This is a genomic window from Paraburkholderia sp. MM6662-R1 (assembly GCF_050436245.1).
In the GTDB taxonomy this organism is placed as follows: Bacteria; Pseudomonadota; Gammaproteobacteria; order Burkholderiales; family Burkholderiaceae; genus Paraburkholderia; species Paraburkholderia tuberum.
In genome coordinates, this window is record NZ_JBNDLV010000001.1 from 1638667 (window position 1) to 1658957 (window position 20291).

The window sequence follows — 20291 nt, forward strand, 5'->3', positions numbered from 1 at the left end:
CGAAACAAGGGATAGGAATAAATATCAGCCTGACTGCGCGTCATGGCCGGCAGGCGATTCGTGACGCGCGCGCGGCGCGGGTATCAGCGCCTCGTGCTCGCCGTCGCGAATCAGAATCAGCGGATAGCCGAACGCGCGGCTCGTCAACGCAGGCGTCAGCACGTCGCGCACTGGGCCCGCATACGCGCCGCCCGCGCCGTCGAGCAGCAACGCGTGCGTCGCGAAGCGGCGCGCGAGGTTCAGATCGTGGCACGAGAACAGCACACTACGGCGCGGTTCGCGCGTCCATGCGACGAGCGCTTCGAGACAGTCGACCTGATGATGCAGGTCGAGATGCGACAACGGTTCGTCGAGCAGCAACAGCGGCGCGTCCTGGCACAGCACCGCCGCGAGGGCAACGCGCTGACGCTCGCCGCCCGATAGCGACAGCACGTCGCGCGCCGCAAAGTCCGCAAGGCCGAGCCGTTCGAGCGCCGCCCGCGCGGCCGCGCGATCCTCGTCGCGCTCCCAGCCCCAGCCGCCCAGATGCGGGAAGCGGTTCAGCAGCACGATGTCGAGCACGCTTGCGTTGAACGCATCGGCCGCGCTTTGCGGCATCAGCGCGCGGCGCCGTGCGAGCGGCAGCGGCTGCCAGTCGGCCACGCGCACGCCATCGAGTTCGACATGGCCCGCCGCCGGATGCAACAGCCCCGCCAGCGTCGATAGCAAGGTGGTCTTGCCCGCGCCGTTCGGCCCGGCGATGCACCAGATTTCGCCCGCATGGAACGTGTGCGTGAACGCGTCGAGCAAGGTGCGCGCGCCGGCGCGCAACGTGAGGCGCTGCGTGCTCAGCATCGAACAGGTGGGGCTGGGTTTGGCTCGTATCATCGGCGGCGTTTGAGCAGCATCCACAGGAACACCGGTACGCCGACCAGCGACGTGATCACGCCGACCGGCAATTGCGCGGGCGCGATCACGGTACGCGCGATCAGATCCGCGCCCATCACCGCGACACCGCCGCCGAGCGCGGCCGCCGGCAGCAGCATGCGCTGATCGTTGCCGAACGCGAGCCGCAGCATGTGCGGCACGACGAGACCGACGAAGCCGATCGTGCCCGCAGTCGTCACCGCCGCGGCCGCCGCCAGCGACGCGACCAGGTACACACGCAAACGCAGCGGCATCACGGCGACGCCCAACGCCTGGGCGGCCGCGTCGCCGCGCAGCAACACGTTCAGACGCGGCGCGGCCGGCACGATCGCAAGCAACACGAGCACGAGCGCCATCAGCGCGGTCCACGGCAGCGCGCCGCCGTTGAGGTCGCCGGTGAGCCAGAACAGCATGCCGCGCAGACGGCTGTCGGGCGCGAGATTGAGCAGCAGCGTGATCAGCGCGCCCCACCCGGCCGCGATCACCGCGCCGGTCAATAGCAAACGGGGCGACGTGTCCTGCGGCTCGCCGCGCCATAGCTCGCGACGCGCGAGGCCGAGCACCAGCAGGATCGACACGAACGCACCCGCGAACGCGCTCGCATCGACGAGCCACCATGCGCCGCCCGCGATCATCGCAACGAGCGCGAACGTCGCCGCGCCGCCCGACACGCCGAGCACGTATGGCTCGGCCAGCGGATTGCGCAGCAGCACCTGCAGCAGCGCGCCGGCGAGCGCGAGCAACGCGCCGCACGCGAAGCCCGCGAGCGCGCGCGGCAAACGCAACGTACGCACGATTTCGCCGGCGAGATCGTCGCTGCCCGTGCCGCCGAAGGTGTGCGTCGGCACGAGCGCCGCAAGCACGCGCGACGGCGCGAGCGGCACGCTGCCGAGCACCAGCGAGGCGCCGAGCACCGCCACGGCGGCGAGCGCGAGGCCGAGCCAGATCGCGGCCGCGCGTTTCGCGTTCATCGGGTGCGGCGTCGCCATCGCGGCACGCAGCGAAGCGGACCCGCGACTCATCCGCGTGCGCTCACGCATGCGGCCACCCCGGCGCGCGCGTCACTGCTGCTGCCAGCCGAGCGTGAGATACGCACCGCGTCGCGGCGAGTTATACGAGTAGGCCGTTTCATAATCCTTGTTGAACAGATTGTCGATTTGCGCACTGACGTACCAAGCTTTGGTGACGTTGTAGCGCGCCGACAGATTCACGATGCCATAACCGCCGAGGTTGCCGGTGCTATCGGTGCGCGGACCGCTGACGATCCACTCGCCGCCAACCCGCCAGCCACCGATGCTGCGATTCACCGCGAACGACCCGAACCGACGCGCGCGCCGCACGAGGTCGGTATCGTTGTCGAGATCGACCGGGTTCTGCAGCGTCACCGTTGCGCGCACGTCGGTCTTGCCGACATGACCGCTCCACGATCCCTCGAGTCCCTGCACCTTCGCACGGCCGACGTTCTCCGCGAGGTAGATGCCGGGGATCGTCTGCACGTAGTCGATCAGATTCGTATAGCGCGTCTGGAATGCGTTCAGACGCATCACGCCGAGCGCATCGGTCGCGTACTGCAAACCGGCTTCGACCGAATGACTGCGCTCGGGTTGGATCGACGGGTTGCCGCTGATCGGATAGTACAGATCGTCGAAGCTCGGCGCGCGGAACGCATCCGAATAGCTTGCGGTTACCTTCCAGCGCGACGTGATGTCGAATCCGTAGCCGAGATAGTAACTGTTCGCTCCACCGAAATCGGAGTACTGGTCGCGTCGCACGTTGGCCTGAATCTGGTTGCGGCCGAAGCGCGCGCTGTAGCCCGCGAAGACCGAATCGACGCGACGGTCGGGCGCGGCGAACGTGTCGGAGTCGAGCGTCTGGTCGAGATGCTCGTAGCCGAGTTGCAGCTTCTGGTTCGCGGCGAGCGCGAAATCGTTCTGCCACGTGTACTGGCGATTGTCGGTATCGAAGCGGCCGTTGTAGATGCCATTGGTGTTCGACACGCTGCGGTCGTCGCCCTCGGCGAGCGTGACGTGGGTGGTCCACCAGTCGGTCAGCTTGCCGTTCGCGAATACCGACACCTGACGCACCTTGCTATAGAGATTGTTCAGATCGGTGGGCTCGCCGTACGCATTGTCGTAGCTGTTGTCGTTGTTCGACTGGAAGTAGCTGACGCCCGCGTCCCACCTGTCGGTGAACTTGTGACGCAGCGACGCGCTGATGCTCTCGTTCAGATTGCCGTTTGCGTTCGGATTCGCGTTCGGCGCCTCGAGCGGATTGAGCGACGAAAAGCCGTCGTCCTTCGTGCGCGCGAGCGAAATATTGAAAGTCGTGCGGCCGTCCTGATCGAGCGCGCCGTTCACGCCGGCTGTTTGCGTCTGCGTGCGATAGCTGCCGTAGCCGACCGAAAAATTGAAACGCGGCGGATGATCGCCGCCGTCTTTCGTGAACACCTGCACGACGCCGCCGATCGCGCCCGAGCCATACAACGCCGACACGTTGCCGTTCACCACTTCGACGTGATCGACCTGATCGAGCGGAATCTGTGCGAGTTGAGCTGAGCCGAGACTCACCGAATCGACGCGCACGCCGTCGATCAGCAGCAGCGATTGCGTCGACGATGCGCCGCGCAGAAAGAGGCTCGTGGTCGAACCGGGGCCACCCGTGCGCGAGATTTGCGCGCCTGGCGCGAGTTGCAACAGGCCGGGCAGATCGGTCGCGGTCGTGTCGGCGATGTCCTGCTGATCGAACTGCGTGGTCTGCGGGATCGCATCGCGCAACGCTTGCGGTCCGCGTTGCGCGGTCACGACGATCGGCGACAGCACGCTGCCCGACGCATCGGCGGAGGTGAGATTGGCCGCGTCGGCAACGTTTGCGGCGCTCGCAGCGGTTGCATCCGTCGCGGACGATGAAGACGCAGGCTCGGCGCTTTGCGCATGCACGACGAGCGGCAGGCTCGCGAACGCGAGCAGCGTTGCGCGGGCGATGGGGGACAGCATGGGATGACATTCCTGTGGATAGCGTGCGCGGCCTGCTTCCCCGCAGGCCGACGCGTCACGAGGCGTCCCCTTGTTCAACGTTTTCGCGGGGGACGTCCCTCTTTTCTGGCCGGTATCCGGGCTACGACACATCGATCCCGCCTTCCCACGCGTGACGCGCAGTGGCACACTCGCACGTTGAACTTCCAACCTTGCGACCAGGACCGACCTGCATGAGCACATCACATGCGGTCGCTTACCGTTGCGGGGGCAGCGCAGGTTCGCGCATCCGGTTTTGGCACCGCGCGCGTCCTGCTTCCCGTTTAACTGCGCGCGCCGAGAAGCGCGCGCGGGCACCAGAGTGCGGGAAGTTTACGAGCGGCCTCGCGGGGCGTCAAGAAAGGTCAACCGGAGCGCAATCGGTTCTGTTGAATGCAGGTTATTGTCCGATGGATTACCGGTTTTTTACCTTATGGTCGACGACACGACACGCAACGAACCTGCACGTAGCGATGCTGTTACGTCTCGAAACGAGACAATTGTCGGAACCTGTAATATTCCGCGCTAAAATGCGATGTCTTTAGAGGACGCAGCACATGCTCACCGAACTCGAATCACTCTCCCAGAACATCGGCAAGCTGATTGCGATCAGCCAGCGCCACAACGAAGCGCGGCTCGCGCTCGAAGAGCAGCTCGCGCAAACGCGTGCCGAAGTGCAAGCCACGCATGCGGAACTCGCGCAATTGCGCGAAGAGCGCGACGCACTGCAGGCGGAACGCGACGCGCTGTCCGCCAAGATCGACGACGCTCAGGTGCGCCTGAATGCCATTCTCGAAAAATTGCCGCGCGCACGCGCGAGCAGCGAACCGGATAACCAGCTCGATCTGCTCGAGTCCGCCCAGCCCGGACACGAGGAAGCGGAAAGCGACGTGAGCCGACACGGAGAAAGCGCATGACCACCAAGCAGATCGAAGTATCGATTCTCGAAGTACCCTATCGTCTCGCCTGCTCGCCGGAAACGGAAGGCGCGCTGCTCGAGGCGGTCGCGCGCGTCGACGCCGAGATGAAGAAAATCCGCAGCGGCAGCAACGTGCGCGGCACCGATCGCATCGCGGTGATGGCTGCGCTGTCGCTGGCATCGGAACTGCTTAAGCTGCAAAGCAGCGTGCGACACGGAGAAGCATTTCCCGCTGAAGAAATCCGGCGTACAATGCAGCAAATGAACGAACAGCTAGGTACTGTGATCGAGCAGTACAGCTTGCAGTAAGCAGTAGTGGGCCGGTTTCGAATCGGTCACGTGTTGAACGGTTTGGGTTGTAGCTTCATCGGTTTAGCTTCCCTGCCTGGTTCGCCAAGGTCATACATTCCTTGAACCAATGCCATGTGCACGGTTGCGGAAATTTGTAGCACGGGTGTGCGCGTCACTCAGTCTGATGTACCCGAAGTGTTGCTAACTGCGACCAATTCTGAACCCTCGGTTCAGGATGCCGGCCTAGCGGCTAAGGCGGGGACCTTATCTGGAACGGCATCGGACTTCGGTTCGATGCCGTTTTTCTTTGGTCGTCGTTTTTTCGTTTGAGCGCCTTTTTCAGGGGCTTTTCCGTACGCGCCTGCTGTTGTTGCGCTTCGTTCAATCTCACACGCTCACTCCGATTCATGCGCTACTGGCTGATGAAGTCCGAACCGGACGAAGCAAGCATCGACGACCTCGCCAACGCACCACATCGCACCTTGCCGTGGACCGGCGTACGCAACTATCAGGCGCGCAACTTCATGCGCGACGTGATGCAGGTCGGCGACGGCGTGCTCTTCTATCATTCGAGCTGTCCGGAGCCCGGCATCGCGGGCATCGCGGAGGTCTCGTCGACCGCGTATCCGGACCCTACGCAGTTCGATAAAAAGAGTCCGTACTACGACGCGAAATCGTCGCCGGAAACGCCGCGCTGGATGCTCGTCGACGTCGTGTTCAAGAAGAAAATCGGGCTGATTCCGCTTGCCGCGCTGCGCGAGCATGCCGAATTGCAGGACATGCGCGTGCTCGCCAAAGGCAATCGCCTGTCGATCACGCCGGTGACCGAAGCCGAATGGCGCTTCATCACTAAACAGCTGGTTTAAGGGCGAACGCGCGACGCGGCACCTGTCGTGATCGCATCCAGGTCATCGTTTCCGATGTGGCGGCGAAGCACTAATTGGGGAACCAAGCGTCGGTAAAACGCGCCTAATCGGTCGACGAAAGCGTGAACTCGAACCGGCCGCTCGACGGCAAGCCGATGCATTCACCAGCGCATCCGTCAAACCGCGCGCCACTACCCGGCGCTCGCGTCGAACGTGCACAACCTGTTCAAAAGGATTCCAGTCATGACGACAAAAACCGCACGGTCCCTCGCACTTGCGCTCGCCTTGGGCGCGCCTGTGGCACTCGCACTGAACCCTGCGACCGCTCGAGCGCAGACCATGATGCCGCAGCCCTCGGGCGTGCTGTCGCTGAATGCGCAGGCGAGCGCGGAAGTCCCCCAGGACGAAGTCGAAATCACGCTGTTTTACGAGCAGGAAGCGAGCGAGCCGTCGTCGCTGACGTCGACGCTGAACGAACGCGCCGACGCGGCATTGCAGAAAGCGCGCGGCGTCAGCGGCGTGACCGCGCGCTCGGGCGCGTTCTCGATCTTCCCGTCGACGGACCGCGACGGACGCATCACGACGTGGCGCGGCCGCACGGAAGTCGTGCTCGAATCGCGCGACTTTGCCGCGGCATCGAAGCTCGCCGGACAGATGGCATCGATCATGCAGGTTGGCAACGTGCGTTTCTCGCTGTCGCCGCAAGCGCAGCGCGCGGCCGAACAGCGGCTCAGCGGCGAGGCGATCAAATCGTTTCGCGAGCAGGCCGCGGCGTCCTCGCAGGCGTTCGGCTTTAGCGGCTATTCGATCCGCGAGGTCAACGTGAATCACAGCGGCGTGATGCCGCGTCCGATGATGATGATGAGCGCACGCGCGATGGGCGCCGACGCGAAGAGCGCGCCGCTGTCGCTCGAAGGCGGCACGTCGACGGTGACGGTCAACGTGTCGGGGTCGGTGCAGATGAAGTGACGCGCAAGCGCAAGCCCAAACAGAAAACGCCACGGCATCCATCGATGCCGTGGCGTTTTTTCATGCAACACTCGCTACGCTAGCCGAGCGCCGCTCAGTTCGCGCCAACCGCCTGCGCCTGCTCGCGACGCCCACGGCGATACGCCCACACCATCAGGCCGATGCCCGCGAGAATCATGGGCAGCGACAGCCATTGACCCATCGACAGCCCCATCGCGAGCAGGCCGAGGAAATCGTCCGGCTCGCGCGCGAATTCGACCGTGAAGCGCGCCAGGCCGTAGCCGATCAGGAACATCGCGGAAATCGCGCCGAGCGGCTTCGGTTTGCGCGAGAAAAAGATCAGCACGAAGAACAGCGCCACGCCTTCGAGCGCGATCTCGTACAGTTCCGACGGATGTCGCGGCAGCATGTGATATTGCGCGAACACTTCGTTCAGATGCCATTGCGCGGCCAGTTGCGGATGCGCGGCGAGCCATGTGGCGTCGTCAGGCGCGGCGCCGGGAAACAGCATCGCCCACGGCGCCGACGGATCGGTCACGCGGCCCCACAGCTCGCCGTTGATGAAGTTGCCGAGGCGCCCCGCCGCGAGGCCCGTGGGCACCATCGGCGCGACGAAGTCGGTGACTTGCAGCCACGAGCGCTTGCGCTGATAAGCGAACAGCATCATCGCGATCGTCACGCCGAGAAAGCCGCCGTGAAACGACATGCCGCCTTCCCACACCTTGAAGATGTCGAGCGGATGGGCGAAATAAAAGCTCGCCTTGTAGAACAGCACATAGCCGAGCCGGCCGCCGAGGATCGTACCTAGCACGCCGTAGAACAGCATGTCGTCGATATCCTTCGCGGTCCAGCCTTGCGCGGCGACGTACGGCAGCCGCAGCCGCAACCGGGCAACGACGATCGCCGCGACGAATGCGACGAGGTACATCAAGCCATACCAGCGCACGGCGAGCGGCCCCAGATGGATGGCGACAGGGTCGAAATTGGGGTGAATGAGCATCGTGTAGTTATGGGCAGTTCAGGTTCGAAAGCAGTTTTTACAGGGAATCAGAAGCGGGATCTAGACACGTGACGCGACGCTCGCCGCATGCGCGCGCACGATGTCGATGAAGCCCGCCAGCACCGGGCTGACCTCGTCGGTGCGCCAGACGAGGCCCGTCTCGATCGCGGGCACCGACTCGGACAGCGGCCGGTACACGACGCCCGTGCGCCGCAGGTTACGCAACGATTGCGGCACCAGCGCGACGCCCATGCCGGCCGACACGAGACTCACGATGGTCTGCATCTGGATCGCCTCCTGGCCGATCCGTGGCGCGAGGCCCGCAACGCCGTAGCAATCCATAATGATGTCATAAAAGCCTGGCGCGAGACGCCTTGGGAAGATCACGAGCGGCGCGTCGGCGACATCGCGCAGGCTGACGGGCATGTCGAGCCATTCGGCGGCGGGGTCTTGCGCGGCGCTGCCCTTGCCGTTTGCGTTCACGCTGCCCCGCAAGCCTTGCGCCATCTCCGTCGACATCGCGATCACGAGCGGCTCGCGCGCGATCGGCAGCCACGACAACTGCGCCGCATGCCGCGACGGCAGCGGCGCGATCACCAGACCCGCGTCGATACGCCCGGCCACCAGTTCCTCGACCTGCACGTCGCTGGTCGCCTCGGTCAGTTCGAGCCGCACGCGCGGATGCCGCGCGCCGAAATCGCGCAGCAGCAGCGGCAGTAGGCCGTAATCTGCAGTCGACACGAACGCGAGCGACAGCACGCCCGCCTCGCCGCGCGCGAGGCTCTGCGCGAGCGGCCTGAGCCCTTCCGCGGCCGCGAGCAGCCGCTGCACCTCCGGCAACAGATCGGCGCCGACCGCCGTCAACTCGACCGAGCGCTTGGTACGCGCGAACAGCTCGACGCCGAGCGTCTCCTCGAGCGCGCGGATCGCCTGCGACAGCGGCGGCTGCGTCATCGACAGACGCGCGGCCGCGCGCCCGAAGTGCTTTTCCTCGGCGACGGTGACGAAATAGCGCAACTGGCGCAGGTCGGGGATCGTCGGCAGCATGATTGATATATTTTACGACCTGAACAACCGCGAATAATACACACGACGCGTGTCACGCAAAACCGCCGGTTTGCACGGTCTGGCGGAACTACACTGAACGGATGCGCGCGCGCACGCCGCCGCGCGCTTTCATCAGAACAGCCAGACTGGAGCTCCCCATGGCCTACAACCGTCGTTCGAAGAACATCACGCAAGGCATCGCGCGTTCACCGAATCGCTCGATGTACTACGCGCTCGGCTACCAGAAGGAGGATTTCGACAAACCGATGATCGGCGTCGCCAACGGCCACTCGACGATTACGCCGTGCAACGCCGGCCTGCAGCGTCTCGCCGACGCGGCCGTCACCGCGATCAGGCGCGCCGACGCGAACCCGCAGACCTTCGGCACGCCGACGATCTCGGACGGCATGTCGATGGGCACCGAGGGCATGAAGTACTCGCTCGTGTCGCGCGAGGTGATCGCCGATTGCATCGAGACCTGCGTGCAAGGGCAATGGATGGACGGCGTGGTCGTGATCGGCGGCTGCGACAAGAACATGCCGGGCGGCATGATCGGCCTCGCGCGCATGAACGTGCCGGGCATCTACGTGTACGGCGGCACGATCCGGCCGGGCAACTGGAAAGGCACCGATCTGACGATCGTGTCGTCGTTCGAGGCCGTCGGCGAATTCACGGCGGGCCGCATGTCGCAGGAGGATTTCGAGGGCATCGAGAAAAATGCGTGTCCGTCGACCGGTTCGTGCGGCGGCATGTACACGGCCAATACGATGAGCTCGTCGTTCGAGGCGCTCGGCATGTCGCTCATGTATTCGTCGACGATGGCGAATCCCGACCAGGAGAAGGTCGACTCGGCCGCCGAATCGGCGCGTGTGCTCGTCGAAGCCGTCAAGAAGGATCTGAAGCCGCGCGACATCATCACGAAGCAGTCGATCGAAAACGCGGTTGCCTTGATCATGGCGACCGGCGGCTCGACCAACGCGGTGCTGCACTACCTGGCGATCGCGCACGCGGCCGAGCTCGAATGGACGATCGAGGACTTCGAGCGCATGCGCAAAAAAGTGCCGGTGATCTGCAACCTGAAGCCGTCGGGGCAGTACGTCGCCACCGATCTGCACAAGGCGGGCGGCATTCCGCAGGTGCTGAAGATCCTGCTCAACGCCGGGCTTCTGCACGGCGATTGCATGACGATCACCGGCAAAACGATCGCCGAGGAGTTGAAGGACGTACCAGCCAAGCCGCGCAGCGATCAGCAGGTGATCTTCCCGATCGACAAGGCGCTCTACGCCGAAGGCCATCTCGCGATCCTGAAGGGCAATCTGGCCGAAGACGGCGCGGTCGCCAAGATCACCGGGCTCAAGAACCCCGTCATCACGGGCCCGGCGCGCGTATTCGACGACGAGCAGAGCGCGCTCGAAGCGATCCTCGCCGACAGGATCGTCGCCGGCGACGTCGTCGTGCTGCGCTATCTTGGCCCGAAGGGCGGCCCCGGCATGCCGGAAATGCTCGCGCCGACCTCGGCGATCATTGGCAAGGGGCTCGGCGAATCGGTCGGGCTCATCACCGACGGCCGCTTCTCGGGCGGCACCTGGGGCATGGTGGTTGGGCACGTCGCGCCGGAGGCGTTCGTCGGCGGCACGATCGCGCTCGTGCAGGAAGGCGATTCGATCACGATCGACGCGCACCAGCTGCTGCTGCAACTGAACATCGACGATGCCGAGCTGCAACGCCGCCGCGCCGCATGGCAGGCGCCGAAGCCGCGCTACACACGCGGCGTGATGGCCAAGTATTTCGCGCTCGCGCAGCCGGCGAATCGAGGGGCGGTGACGGGGTAATGACCGCGGCCGGCGTGGCCCGCCCCGACAGGGATAACCCGCGCCACGTTACGCGAAAACGCAAGGGGCGCACGAAAATCCGTGCGCCCCTTTGCTCTTATAATGCGTGCACCACGAGCCGGGCATCTGCACTGGCGGAGACCATAATGAAATCGATGTCGTACGCGGCCGTGGCAGCCACTGTTGCGCTCGCCGCCGCATTGAGCGCCGCCAGTCCCGCAGCCCGTGCCGAAACAGCCGGGCTCGCGCTCGCCCAGCAGAAGAACTGCATGAGCTGCCACTCGGTCACTCGCCCCTTCATGGGGCCGGCGCTGCACGACGTTGCTATCCGTTATGCGGGACGCGAAGACGCCGCGACCTATCTGAAGCGCAAGATCCTCGATGGCGGCACCGGCGTATGGGGAACCGTGCCGATGCCCGCGAACACGCAACTGACGCCCGATCAGGCGGCCACGCTGGCGGCTTGGGTGCTGACGCTCAAATAACGGCGCTCTCAGATCACCGCGGCGTCAACGCGAGCGCCGCGCGATTTCTTCTTCCACCGCTTCACGTACCCAATCGGTCATCTCGGCTTCGAGCGTCTGCGCGACCTCGCGCGTGATCTGACTCACGAGCAGACTCGTTTGCTGCTGCACTGCATCACGGCAGCGCGCCTCGATGATGCCGCGCCCCTCGCCCGTCAGAAAACGCTGGAAGCGTCCGTGCAAACGTGCGGCGAGCGCGTCGGCATCGAGCGTGGGCTGAGCGGGAGCGCCTTCGTGCGCGCCTTCATGGTCGATATCCGGCGGCACGGTCGCGCCGGCTTCGAGCGGTATGAAGGGCTCGGTACGATCGAACACGCCGGGCGACACCTCCACGTCCTCACGCAAGTCATCATGCAAGTCGTCATGCCCATGTCGCACATGAATGCCGTGATGCGGCCGTGCGTGTTTTCTCGGGTGCGTGTGATCAGCCACGTGCGGCTGATGAAGCTCGGTCTGCGCGAGAGGCTCATGCTCCGCCGCATGCGGGGCTTCTCGCGTCGGCATCGGCTCCGGCACGAGCACGGGCTCCGGCGAACTCAGTTGCTCGGGCGTGGGCACCGGTTGGGGCGCGAGTACCGGCTCGGGCGCCAGCGTCGGGTCGGCTCGATGCGCGGGCGGTGGCACGAACGCGGGCTCCGTGCGGGAAGCGGGCTCGGGCACCGCCGCCGGTTGCGCGACGGCTGGGCTTGCGGGCTCGGCGCCCGGCTGGGATGCAGGCGCGGCGGCATCGGTCGACGCCTCGCGCGTCTCGCGCGCGCGGCCCGGCACGAGGACCTCGTTCAGGACCGGAATCGAATTGTCGTGGGGATCGGACACGTGCGCTCTCCGTGTTTGAGTCGAAGCCAGGGCAGGCGGTCCGCATGCCGCGTTCCTCGCGGCCATGACGCGCAGCGCAACGAACTAGCCGCCCTGCTTGTAGTTGTTCAAAGCATAGCCGCGATCGCGATAGAAGCGATAGCGCTCGCGGCCCGCAGCGAGTTCCTCGTGTGCGTTACCGACCACTTCGAGCAATCTTTCGAAGCGCGCGAACTGCGCCGGAACCGTTGCGCCCAGATTGAGCAGCACCTGATGATGCGGCACGTCGTCGAGATTCGTGGCCAGCACGACGGGCGTGTCGGTGGCAAGCGGCGCGCCCGCCATGCAGTGCGGCACGAAGTCGAGCGGCGAGAAGGTCCACAGCATTTCGTCGAAGGCGCGCAGGCGCGCGGGCTCGGCCAGCACGACGAGCGGCTGGCCCGCCAGATACGCCTTGCGCACGAGGCGACACGCGTACAGCAGCGAATCGCCGACGTTCGAGTGAAAGTCGATTCTCGTCATCGGCCGCTCCGCCCCGCTTGCCGCGCGCCGTGCGCGCGCTTACCGCACTGCGTCATTGGCCGGCGCGGTCGATCAGGAACTGCGCGAGCAGCGGCACCGGACGGCCCGTCGCGCCCTTCGCGGTGCCGCTCTTCCACGCGGTGCCGGCGATGTCGAGATGCGCCCACGGGTACGAATCCGTGAAACGCGACAGGAAGCACGCGGCCGTCACGCTGCCCGCCGGACGCCCGCCGATATTCGCGACGTCCGCGAAGTTCGACTTCAGCTGGTCCTGGTACTCGTCGTCGAGCGGCAGGCGCCATGCCGGGTCGGCCGCTTCACGCGACGCGTCGAGCAGTTCTCCGGCGAGCGCGTCGTCCTTCGAGAACAGGCCGCTGTTGTGATGGCCGAGCGCGATGATGCAGGCGCCCGTCAGCGTCGCGATGTCGATGACCGCGGCCGGCTTGAAGCGCTCCGCGTAGGTGAGCGCGTCGCACAGAATCAGGCGGCCCTCGGCGTCGGTGTTCAGCACCTCGATCGTGAGGCCCTTCATGCTGGTGACGATATCGCCCGGCTTGGTGGCCGTGCCCGACGGCATGTTCTCGACGGCCGGAATGATGCCGACCACGTTGATCTTCAGGCCCATCTCGGCGACCGCGCGCAGCGTGCCGAGCACCGAGCCCGCGCCGCACATGTCGTACTTCATCTCGTCCATGCCCTCGCCCGGCTTCAGCGAGATGCCGCCCGTGTCGAACGTGACGCCCTTGCCGACCAGCACGACCGGCGCGGCCTTCGCGGCGGCGCCCTGGTACTGCAGCACGATGAACTGCGCCGGCTCGACCGCGCCCGCGGTGACCGACAGGAACGAGCCCATCTTCAGCGCTTCACACTGTTTCTCGCCGAGCACCTCGACCTTCAGCTTCCAGTCTTTCGCGAGCTTCTTCGCGGTGTTCGCCAGATAGGTCGGCGTGCAGACGTTGCTCGGCAGATTGCCGAGCTCGCGCGTCAGGTCCATGCCGTTGGCGAGCGCGGCGCCCTGCCTGGCGGCGAGCTTGGCGGCCTTCTCGTCACCGGTGTTGACGCTGAACACGATGCGCTTCAACGCGCGCGGCGTGTTCTCCGGCTTGCTCTTCAGTTGCGTGAAGCGGTAGGTCAGCTCGCGCAGCGCGAGGATCGCGGCGCGCACACACCAGTCGGCCGTGCGTTCGAGCACCGGCAGTTGCGCGAGCGTGAACGTGACCTGCACGATCTTCGTGCCGAGCAGCGCGCGCCATGCGGCGCGGACCGCCTCGCCGTAGGCTTTCTGACTGAAAGCGTCCTGTTTGCCGAGCCCGACGAGCAGCACGCGCGACGCGCCGATGCCCGACACCTCGTGCAGGAACAGCGTGGTACCCGCCTTGCCGTCCATGTCGCCTGCCTTGATGACGCGCGTGAGCAGGCCCTTGGTGGCCGCGTCGATCTCCAGCGCGGCGCCCGACAGCGTTTGCGACTCGAACACACCGATCACGATGCAATCGGATTTCCCCGTCAGGAAACCGTTCGTCGAGCCTTTGGTCCAATCACAGGCTTTTATGCTAAAGTCCATCGCGCTTGTCCTCGGATAAAATCTGGGCTTAGGATGAAAGCCGCAATTATCCGCTATTTTTCCCGCGGCGGCTGCACCGGGGGCGTGACGGGAACGAACACCCCCGCGTCGCCGTGAGCGCCCCCTCTCGTCATCAACAATGATCTTTGAACGCTCCCTCCAGCGCGAGCTCGCGTACACGGCTGGCGCCGTGTTCATGGTTCTCCTCACGCTCGTGCTGACGACGATGATGATCCGCATCGTCGGCTTCGCGGCCTCGGGCGAGGTCGACCCGCGCGACGTGCTGGTCCTGATCGGCCTCACCGTGATCGGCTATCTGGCCATCATGCTCGTCGCGACGCTGTTCGTGTCGATCCTGTTCGTGCTCACGCGCTGGTACCAGGACTCCGAGATGGTCGTGTGGCTGTCCTCGGGCGTCAGTCTCACGCAATTCATCAAGCCGATCGGCATTTTCGCCACGCCGATCATCATCCTGATCATGTTCTTCGTGTTCGTCGGCTGGCCGTGGTCGAACCAGCAGAGCAAGCTGATCCGGGCGCGCTTCCAGCAGCGCGACGAAGTCTCGCTGCTCGCGCCGGGGCAGTTCCGCGAATCGCCGACCACGCATCGCGTGTTCTTCATCGAGAAGATGTCGCCCGACCAGGGGCATGTGGAAAACGTGTTCGTGACGAGCACCGAGGGCGGCAAGGTCAACGTCGTGGTGTCGAAGAACGGCCACATCGAGACGCACAAGAACGGCGACCGCTTCGTCGTGCTGGAAAACGGCCGCCGCTACGACGGCGAACCGGGCCACCCCGATTTCCGCATCATGGAGTTCGAGCGCTACGGCGTGAAGATCCAGAGCCAGCCGGTCGTCAATACGCCGACCACCACCGGCTTGCCGACGCTCACGCTGCTGCGCAATCCCACTAAAGAGAACCTCGCCGAATTCGCGTGGCGCGCGGGTCTTCCGTTGATCGCGATCAACCTGATGCTGCTCGCCATTCCGCTCGCGCACCAGAACCCGCGGCGCAGCCGCACGATCAACCTCGTGATGGCCGTGTTGATCTACCTCACTTATTCGAATCTGCTGAACGTCGTGCAGGCGTGGATCGAGCAGGGCAAGATGTCGTTCGGCGTCGGGCTCGTGATCCTGCACGTGATCGTGCTCGGGATCGTCGCGTTTATCTTCTGGATGCGCGTGCGCAACCGGCCGCTATTTACGCGCGCCATGTTCAGCCGTTCGCAGGGAGCCTGAGCGATGCGCATTTATGAAAGGTATTTCGCGCGTCAGATCTATCTCACGTTCGTGTTCATCCTGTTTGCATTTTCAGGTCTGTTCTTCTTCTTCGACCTGATCAACGAACTGAACTCGGTCGGCCACGGCAACTACAAGTTTCAGTACGCGGTGCTGCGCGTCGCGCTGCAAACGCCGTCGCGTTTCTACGAAATCATTCCGGTCGCGGCGCTGATCAGCGCGATCTACGTGTTCGCACAGATGGCGGCGAACTCCGAATACACGATCTTCCGCGTATCAGGCCTCGCGACGAATCAGGCGCTGCGCTCGCTGCTGAAGATCGGCATTCCGCTCGTGATCGTCACCTATCTGATCGGCGAAGTGGTCGGCCCGTATACGGATCAGCTCTCCGAGCGCGTGCGGCTCGAGGCGCTCGGCTCGTCGGTGTCGAGCAACTTCCAGTCGGGAGTGTGGGTCAAGGACACGCTGACCGAGCGCGCCGACGGCGAGCAGGTCACGCGCTTCGTCAACGTCGGCGAACTGAAGCCCGACGCGACGATCAGCAACGTGCGCATCTACGAATTCGATTCGAAGTTCCGCCTGACGAACATTCGCATCGCGCAGAGCGGCCGCTATCAGCCGCCGGGCCACTGGCTGCTGACCGGCGTGACCGATACGCAACTGCTCGACGTGGCCCCCGCTCCGGGTACGCCGGCAGATGCGCTCAATCCGGTCTATCGCGCGAAACAGGTCACGCTGCCCGAGTATTCGCTGCGCTCGGAGCTGACGCCGCAGATCCTGTCGGTGCTGCTGGTGTCGCCGGACCGGATGTCGATGTTCAATCTGTTCCGCTATATCCAGCATCTGACCGAAAACCATCAGGACACGCAGCGCTATGAAATCGCGCTGTGGCGCAAGGTGCTGTATCCGTTCGCGGTGTTCGTGATGCTGGTGCTGTCGCTGCCGTTCGCGTATCTGCATACGCGCGCGGGCGTGGTCGGCGTGAAGGTGTTCGGCGGCATCATGCTCGGCATGAGCTTCCAGCTGTTCAACACGCTGTTCTCGCATATCGGCACGCTCAATACGTGGCCCGCGCCGTTGACCGCGGCGACACCTGGGCTCGTCTACCTGGTGCTGGGGCTCGTCGGGTTGAAGTGGGTCGACCGGCACTAACGCCAGTGCGTTGAGGGGCATCGTCAGGGAGCTGATGCGATGGCTATGCACGGACTGATTCTGTTTGGCCACGGCGCGCGCGATGCGCGCTGGCGCGAGCCGTTCGAACGGCTCGCCGACAAGCTGCGCGCCGCGCGCGCGGCGACGGGCGAAGCTCCTGCGGTTACGCTCGCCTTTCTCGAACTGATGGAGCCCGACCTGCCGACGGCCGTCGCGCAACTCGTCACGCAAGGCTGCGATGCGATCACCGTGGTGCCGGTGTTCTTCGGGCAAGGCGGTCATGTCCGCAAGGATTTGCCCGCGATCGTCGATCATTGCCGCGCCGCGCATCCCGGTGTCGAGATTCGCTGCGCGGTGGCAGTCGGCGAGGACGATTCGGTGCTGGATGCGCTCGCGCAGTATTGCTTGCGGCAGCTCTGATTTTTTCGTTCTGGTTGCTCAGATTCGCCGCACTCGGGTCGGCCCTGCCGAGGATGTTCAGGCCGCGACCAGCATCCCATTCGACGCGCGCTTCGCCTCGGTCTGCCGCGCCGCGAACGCCTCGCCGATCATCAACAGACTCGGCTGCGACGCATCGACCCAGCGCTGCGCTTCGCCGGCCGCAAGATCTTCCAACGTCAGCGTCAGCATGCGTTCGCGCGGCGTGCTGCACGCCTCGACGATCGCCACGGGCGTCGTCGCGGGCTTGCCAGCATCGATCAGTTGCTGCGCGATTTCGACGCCGCTGTCGCGGCCCATGTAGAACACCAGCGAATCGGCGTTGACCTGCTCGCGGATCTCATCGGAACCTGGCGCGCGGCTGAACGTCGCGAGCGCGACGCTGCGCGACACGCCGCGCAGCGTCAGCGAACGCTTCAGCGTGGCCGCGCTCGCCAGCGCGGCGGTGATACCCGGCACGACTTCATACTCGATGCCCGCGGCTTCGAGCGCGCGCATCTCTTCGTCGGCGCGGCCGAACAGCATCGGATCGCCGCCCTTCAAACGCACGACCACGTCGTGCTCCAAAGCCGCATCGACGATCTGCTTGTTGATGAACTGTTGGGCCGTCGATAGCTGGCCGCAGCGCTTGCCGACCGCAATGCGCTTCGCGCGCGCGGGCGCGTAGTCGAGCATCGCCGGCTCGACCAGCGCGTCGTGCAGCACGACGTCGGCAGCGCCGAGCAGCCGCGCGCCGCGCACCGTAATCAGGTCCGCGGCACCGGGCCCCGCGCCGATCAGATAAACCTTACCCATTGACATCAACCTGTTCGTTGGAGCGTACGCGGCGGCGCGCTGCGCCGCCTGTGTGGGCCGTCCGTCGCCTGCTAGCCTTGCCGTGCTCAGGCCGAAAACGCGCGGATCATGCCGGCGGCGACCGTGTGGTTCGTCGCCTCGTCGATCAGCACGAACGCGCCGGTGCCCTGATGCGAGTCGTACGCGTCGCACACGAGCGGCTTCTGCAAGGTCAGCGCGACACGACCGATATCGTTCATCGCCAGTTCCTTGCGATCGGTCGCCTGCGACAGCGTATGCACGTCGAGCACTTCCTTGATCGCGCCGATCTTCGCGAACACCGTGCTGGTGGTCTGCTTCAGCAGATACTTGCGCTGCGTCGACAGCGGCGTGTCGTCGAACCAGCAGAGGTCCGCTTCGAGCTTCTTCGCCGGCTCCGGCGCCGCTTCGCGCAGCACGAAGGTGTCGCCGCGCGACACGTCGACGTCTTCCGCGAGACGGATCGTCACCGTCTGACCGGCGAACGCACGGTCCACCTGCGCGGTGCCGCCGACCACCGGCGCGATGATCTCCGCCACGGTCGCTTCGCGATTGGCCGGCAACACGACGATCGTGTCGCCGAGCTTCACTTCGCCCGATTCGACCCGGCCCATGTAGCCGCGGAAATCGTCGGCCCGGCTGCCGTCCTGGCGCGCGACCCACTGCACTGGAAAGCGCAGCGCCTCGCCGTTCGCGGTTTCGACCGGCAGCGCTTCGAGCACGTCGAGTAGCGGCTCGCCCGCGTACCACGGCATGCGCTCGCTCGCCGTGACGATGTTGTCGCCCTTCAGCGCCGACACCGGCACGAAGCGCACGTCCTGCAGACCGAGGTGACGCGCGAGCTCGACGTAGGCGTCGCGGATCTCGTTGAAGCGCGCTTCGCTGTAGTCGACGAGGTCCATCTTGTTGATCGCGACGATCACGTGCTGCAGACCGAGCAGCTTGACGATCGCGCTATGACGCTTGGTTTGCGGCAGCAGTTGCGCGACGCCGTTTTCGAACGTCACGCGCGTCGCGTCGACGAGAATGATCGCCGCATGCGCGGTCGACGCGCCCGTCACCATGTTGCGCGTGTACTGCTCATGACCCGGCGTATCGGCGATGATGAACTTACGCTTGGCGGTGGCGAAGTAGCGGTAGGCGACATCGATCGTGATGCCCTGCTCGCGCTCGGCTTCGAGGCCGTCGGTCAACAGCGACAGATCGATTTCGTCGCCGACGGTGCGCTTGTTCTTCGCGCGCGACAGCGCCGAGAGCTGGTCGCTCAATACCGCCTTGCTGTCGTACAGCAGGCGGCCGATCAGCGTGCTCTTGCCGTCGTCGACGCTGCCCGCGGTGATGAAACGCAGCACGCCGAGGTCTTCTGGTTGATGAATACTGCTCATGGTTGCTTTGCCTTCGTCGTGTGCTTAGAAATAACCCTGCTTCTTGCGCTGCTCCATCGCCGCTTCCGACACCTGGTCGTCCATCCGCGTCGCGCCGCGTTCCGTGATTTCGGTGACGGCCGTCTCGGCGATGATCTTCTCGATGACGTCCGCGTCGCTTTCGACCGGGCACGTGCAGCTGATGTCGCCGACCGTGCGGAAACGCACGAGCGCCTGTTCGCTCGTCTCACCCTCGCGCATCGGCGTGAGCGGCGTGACCGGCACGAGCAGGCCGTTGCGGCGCACGATCTCGCGCTGGTGCGCGTAGTAGATGGACGGCAGTTCGAGCTGTTCACGCGCGATGTACTGCCACACGTCGAGCTCGGTCCAGTTCGAGATCGGGAACACGCGCATGTGTTCGCCGTTGTGCAGACGCGCGTTGTACAGGCTCCACAGTTCCGGGCGCTGCGCCTTCGGGTCCCACTGGCCGAATTCGTCACGGAACGAGAAGATGCGCTCTTTCGCGCGGGCCTTTTCCTCGTCGCGGCGCGCGCCGCCGATCATCGCGGTGTAACCGTACTGCTCGATGGTTTCGAGCAGCGTCACCGCCTGCGCGGCATTGCGCGAATCCGTTTCGCGACGCAGACGCACGGTGCCGCGCTTGATCGAATCTTCAACATGGCCGACCACCAGTTCCGCGCCGATCTGTTGCGCGCGACGATCGCGGAAGTCGATCACTTCGTCGTAGTTGTGGCCCGTGTCGATATGCACTAGCGGGAACGGTAGCTGCGTTTTGCGGTTCGCACCGAGGCCGAACGCCTTCAGTGCGAGCGCGAGCACCACGACGGAATCCTTGCCGCCCGAAAACAGCAGCGCCGGCTTGCTGCATTCGGCGACCAGTTCGCGCAGGATGTGAATCGACTCGGCTTCGAGCCAATCGAGGTGATCCATCCGGTTGACCGTGTTGGCAAGTGGAGCGTTGACAGTGGAATCGAGCGTGGTGCTCATAGCGGGTCCTTCGTTGGTTCGTCCGGCAAGCGC

At 65.0% G+C, this 20291-nt stretch carries 20 protein-coding genes, 1 other RNA gene and 1 riboswitch; of the genes, 10 read left to right on the forward strand and 11 right to left on the reverse strand.

Annotation, left to right across the window (positions count from 1 at the left end; translation table 11 throughout):
- Window positions 1-24 precede the first annotated feature (24 nt).
- From OKW39_RS07735 to OKW39_RS07745, 3 genes are read right to left on the reverse strand one after another with little or no spacing between them, the layout of a single operon-like run.
- Window positions 25-867, reverse strand: a complete 843-nt coding sequence (locus tag OKW39_RS07735; RefSeq protein ID WP_262419922.1) for an ABC transporter ATP-binding protein — start codon at window positions 865-867, stop codon at window positions 25-27.
- The gene (locus OKW39_RS07740) at window positions 864-1928 is read right to left on the reverse strand and encodes a FecCD family ABC transporter permease (protein WP_429563471.1); all 1065 of its coding nucleotides are present in this window, start codon (window positions 1926-1928) and stop codon (window positions 864-866) included. Before OKW39_RS07740 ends, OKW39_RS07735 begins: the two co-directional genes overlap by 4 nt.
- A 39-nt stretch (window positions 1929-1967) precedes the next feature.
- Window positions 1968-3899 carry a TonB-dependent receptor domain-containing protein gene (locus OKW39_RS07745; protein WP_429562368.1) on the reverse strand — a complete coding sequence of 644 codons (1932 nt, stop codon included), beginning with the start codon at window positions 3897-3899 and terminating at the stop codon, window positions 1968-1970.
- A 90-nt stretch (window positions 3900-3989) separates the two neighbouring features.
- A riboswitch (cobalamin riboswitch) is annotated at window positions 3990-4254 on the reverse strand.
- A gap of 220 nt (window positions 4255-4474) precedes the next feature.
- On the opposite strand from OKW39_RS07745, the gene OKW39_RS07750 reads away from it, so the two are divergent.
- From OKW39_RS07750 to OKW39_RS07770, 5 genes are all read left to right on the forward strand, one after another.
- Window positions 4475-4834, forward strand: coding sequence for an ATPase (locus OKW39_RS07750; protein ID WP_090803421.1), 360 nt, complete (start codon window positions 4475-4477; stop codon window positions 4832-4834).
- Entirely contained in the window at window positions 4831-5145 is a 315-nt protein-coding gene (locus OKW39_RS07755; RefSeq protein WP_018419691.1) for a cell division protein ZapA, read from the forward strand. The genes OKW39_RS07750 and OKW39_RS07755 overlap by 4 nt, the downstream gene beginning before the upstream one ends.
- 66 nt (window positions 5146-5211) lie before the next feature.
- Window positions 5212-5393, forward strand: a non-coding RNA gene (gene ssrS / locus OKW39_RS07760) — 6S RNA.
- Between the two features lie 141 nt (window positions 5394-5534).
- Window positions 5535-5993 carry an EVE domain-containing protein gene (locus tag OKW39_RS07765; RefSeq protein ID WP_090803419.1) on the forward strand — a complete coding sequence of 153 codons (459 nt, stop codon included), beginning with the start codon at window positions 5535-5537 and terminating at the stop codon, window positions 5991-5993.
- 243 nt (window positions 5994-6236) lie between these two features.
- The gene (locus tag OKW39_RS07770) at window positions 6237-6962 is read left to right on the forward strand and encodes an SIMPL domain-containing protein (RefSeq protein WP_429362151.1); all 726 of its coding nucleotides are present in this window, start codon (window positions 6237-6239) and stop codon (window positions 6960-6962) included.
- A gap of 94 nt (window positions 6963-7056) precedes the next feature.
- On the opposite strand, the gene lgt is transcribed toward OKW39_RS07770, so the two are convergent.
- Both lgt and OKW39_RS07780 read right to left on the reverse strand, forming a co-directional pair.
- On the reverse strand, window positions 7057-7962 hold the full coding sequence (lgt, locus tag OKW39_RS07775; protein ID WP_184065302.1) for a prolipoprotein diacylglyceryl transferase: 906 nt from the start codon (window positions 7960-7962) through the stop codon (window positions 7057-7059).
- Between the two features lie 60 nt (window positions 7963-8022).
- Window positions 8023-9009: a LysR family transcriptional regulator gene (locus OKW39_RS07780; RefSeq protein ID WP_429562369.1), complete on the reverse strand. Its 987-nt coding sequence runs from the start codon at window positions 9007-9009 to the stop codon at window positions 8023-8025.
- Window positions 9010-9167: 158 nt separating this feature from the next.
- Here OKW39_RS07780 and ilvD point away from each other — a divergent pair, with 158 nt between their 5' ends.
- Both ilvD and OKW39_RS07790 read left to right on the forward strand, forming a co-directional pair.
- The gene (gene ilvD / locus OKW39_RS07785; RefSeq protein WP_429562370.1) at window positions 9168-10841 is read left to right on the forward strand and encodes a dihydroxy-acid dehydratase; all 1674 of its coding nucleotides are present in this window, start codon (window positions 9168-9170) and stop codon (window positions 10839-10841) included.
- Between the two features lie 146 nt (window positions 10842-10987).
- Window positions 10988-11326, forward strand: coding sequence for a c-type cytochrome (locus OKW39_RS07790; protein ID WP_090803412.1), 339 nt, complete (start codon window positions 10988-10990; stop codon window positions 11324-11326).
- 24 nt (window positions 11327-11350) lie between these two features.
- On the opposite strand, the gene OKW39_RS07795 is transcribed toward OKW39_RS07790, so the two are convergent.
- The 3 genes from OKW39_RS07795 to OKW39_RS07805 all read right to left on the reverse strand — a co-directional run bounded on the left by OKW39_RS07795 (window position 11351) and on the right by OKW39_RS07805 (window position 14246).
- Window positions 11351-12181 carry a DUF2486 family protein gene (locus tag OKW39_RS07795; RefSeq protein WP_429562371.1) on the reverse strand — a complete coding sequence of 277 codons (831 nt, stop codon included), beginning with the start codon at window positions 12179-12181 and terminating at the stop codon, window positions 11351-11353.
- A gap of 84 nt (window positions 12182-12265) precedes the next feature.
- The gene (locus OKW39_RS07800) at window positions 12266-12682 is read right to left on the reverse strand and encodes a DNA polymerase III subunit chi (protein WP_187628559.1); all 417 of its coding nucleotides are present in this window, start codon (window positions 12680-12682) and stop codon (window positions 12266-12268) included.
- A 52-nt stretch (window positions 12683-12734) separates the two neighbouring features.
- A complete protein-coding gene (locus OKW39_RS07805; RefSeq protein ID WP_429335895.1) occupies window positions 12735-14246 on the reverse strand; it encodes a leucyl aminopeptidase in 1512 nt (503 codons plus the stop codon).
- A gap of 139 nt (window positions 14247-14385) precedes the next feature.
- On the opposite strand from OKW39_RS07805, the gene lptF reads away from it, so the two are divergent.
- The 3 genes from lptF to OKW39_RS07820 are packed head-to-tail and all read left to right on the forward strand — an operon-like array spanning window position 14386 to window position 17055.
- Window positions 14386-15483, forward strand: a complete 1098-nt coding sequence (gene lptF, locus OKW39_RS07810) for an LPS export ABC transporter permease LptF (protein ID WP_429335894.1) — start codon at window positions 14386-14388, stop codon at window positions 15481-15483.
- Between the two features lie 3 nt (window positions 15484-15486).
- Entirely contained in the window at window positions 15487-16635 is a 1149-nt protein-coding gene (lptG, locus tag OKW39_RS07815) for an LPS export ABC transporter permease LptG (protein WP_184065287.1), read from the forward strand.
- A 39-nt stretch (window positions 16636-16674) separates the two neighbouring features.
- Window positions 16675-17055, forward strand: a complete 381-nt coding sequence (locus OKW39_RS07820; protein WP_018419678.1) for a sirohydrochlorin chelatase — start codon at window positions 16675-16677, stop codon at window positions 17053-17055.
- Window positions 17056-17112: 57 nt separating this feature from the next.
- Here the strand turns inward: OKW39_RS07820 and cobA are convergent, their stop codons facing one another.
- The 3 genes from cobA to cysD form a co-directional block, all read right to left on the reverse strand.
- Window positions 17113-17868 (reverse strand): uroporphyrinogen-III C-methyltransferase, encoded by a 756-nt coding sequence (gene cobA, locus OKW39_RS07825; RefSeq protein ID WP_184059800.1) that lies wholly within the window; start codon window positions 17866-17868, stop codon window positions 17113-17115.
- An 86-nt stretch (window positions 17869-17954) separates the two neighbouring features.
- Window positions 17955-19271, reverse strand: a complete 1317-nt coding sequence (locus OKW39_RS07830; protein WP_429335892.1) for a sulfate adenylyltransferase subunit 1 — start codon at window positions 19269-19271, stop codon at window positions 17955-17957.
- A 24-nt stretch (window positions 19272-19295) separates the two neighbouring features.
- Window positions 19296-20258 (reverse strand): sulfate adenylyltransferase subunit CysD, encoded by a 963-nt coding sequence (cysD, locus tag OKW39_RS07835; RefSeq protein WP_090803401.1) that lies wholly within the window; start codon window positions 20256-20258, stop codon window positions 19296-19298.
- Window positions 20259-20291 lie beyond the last annotated feature (33 nt).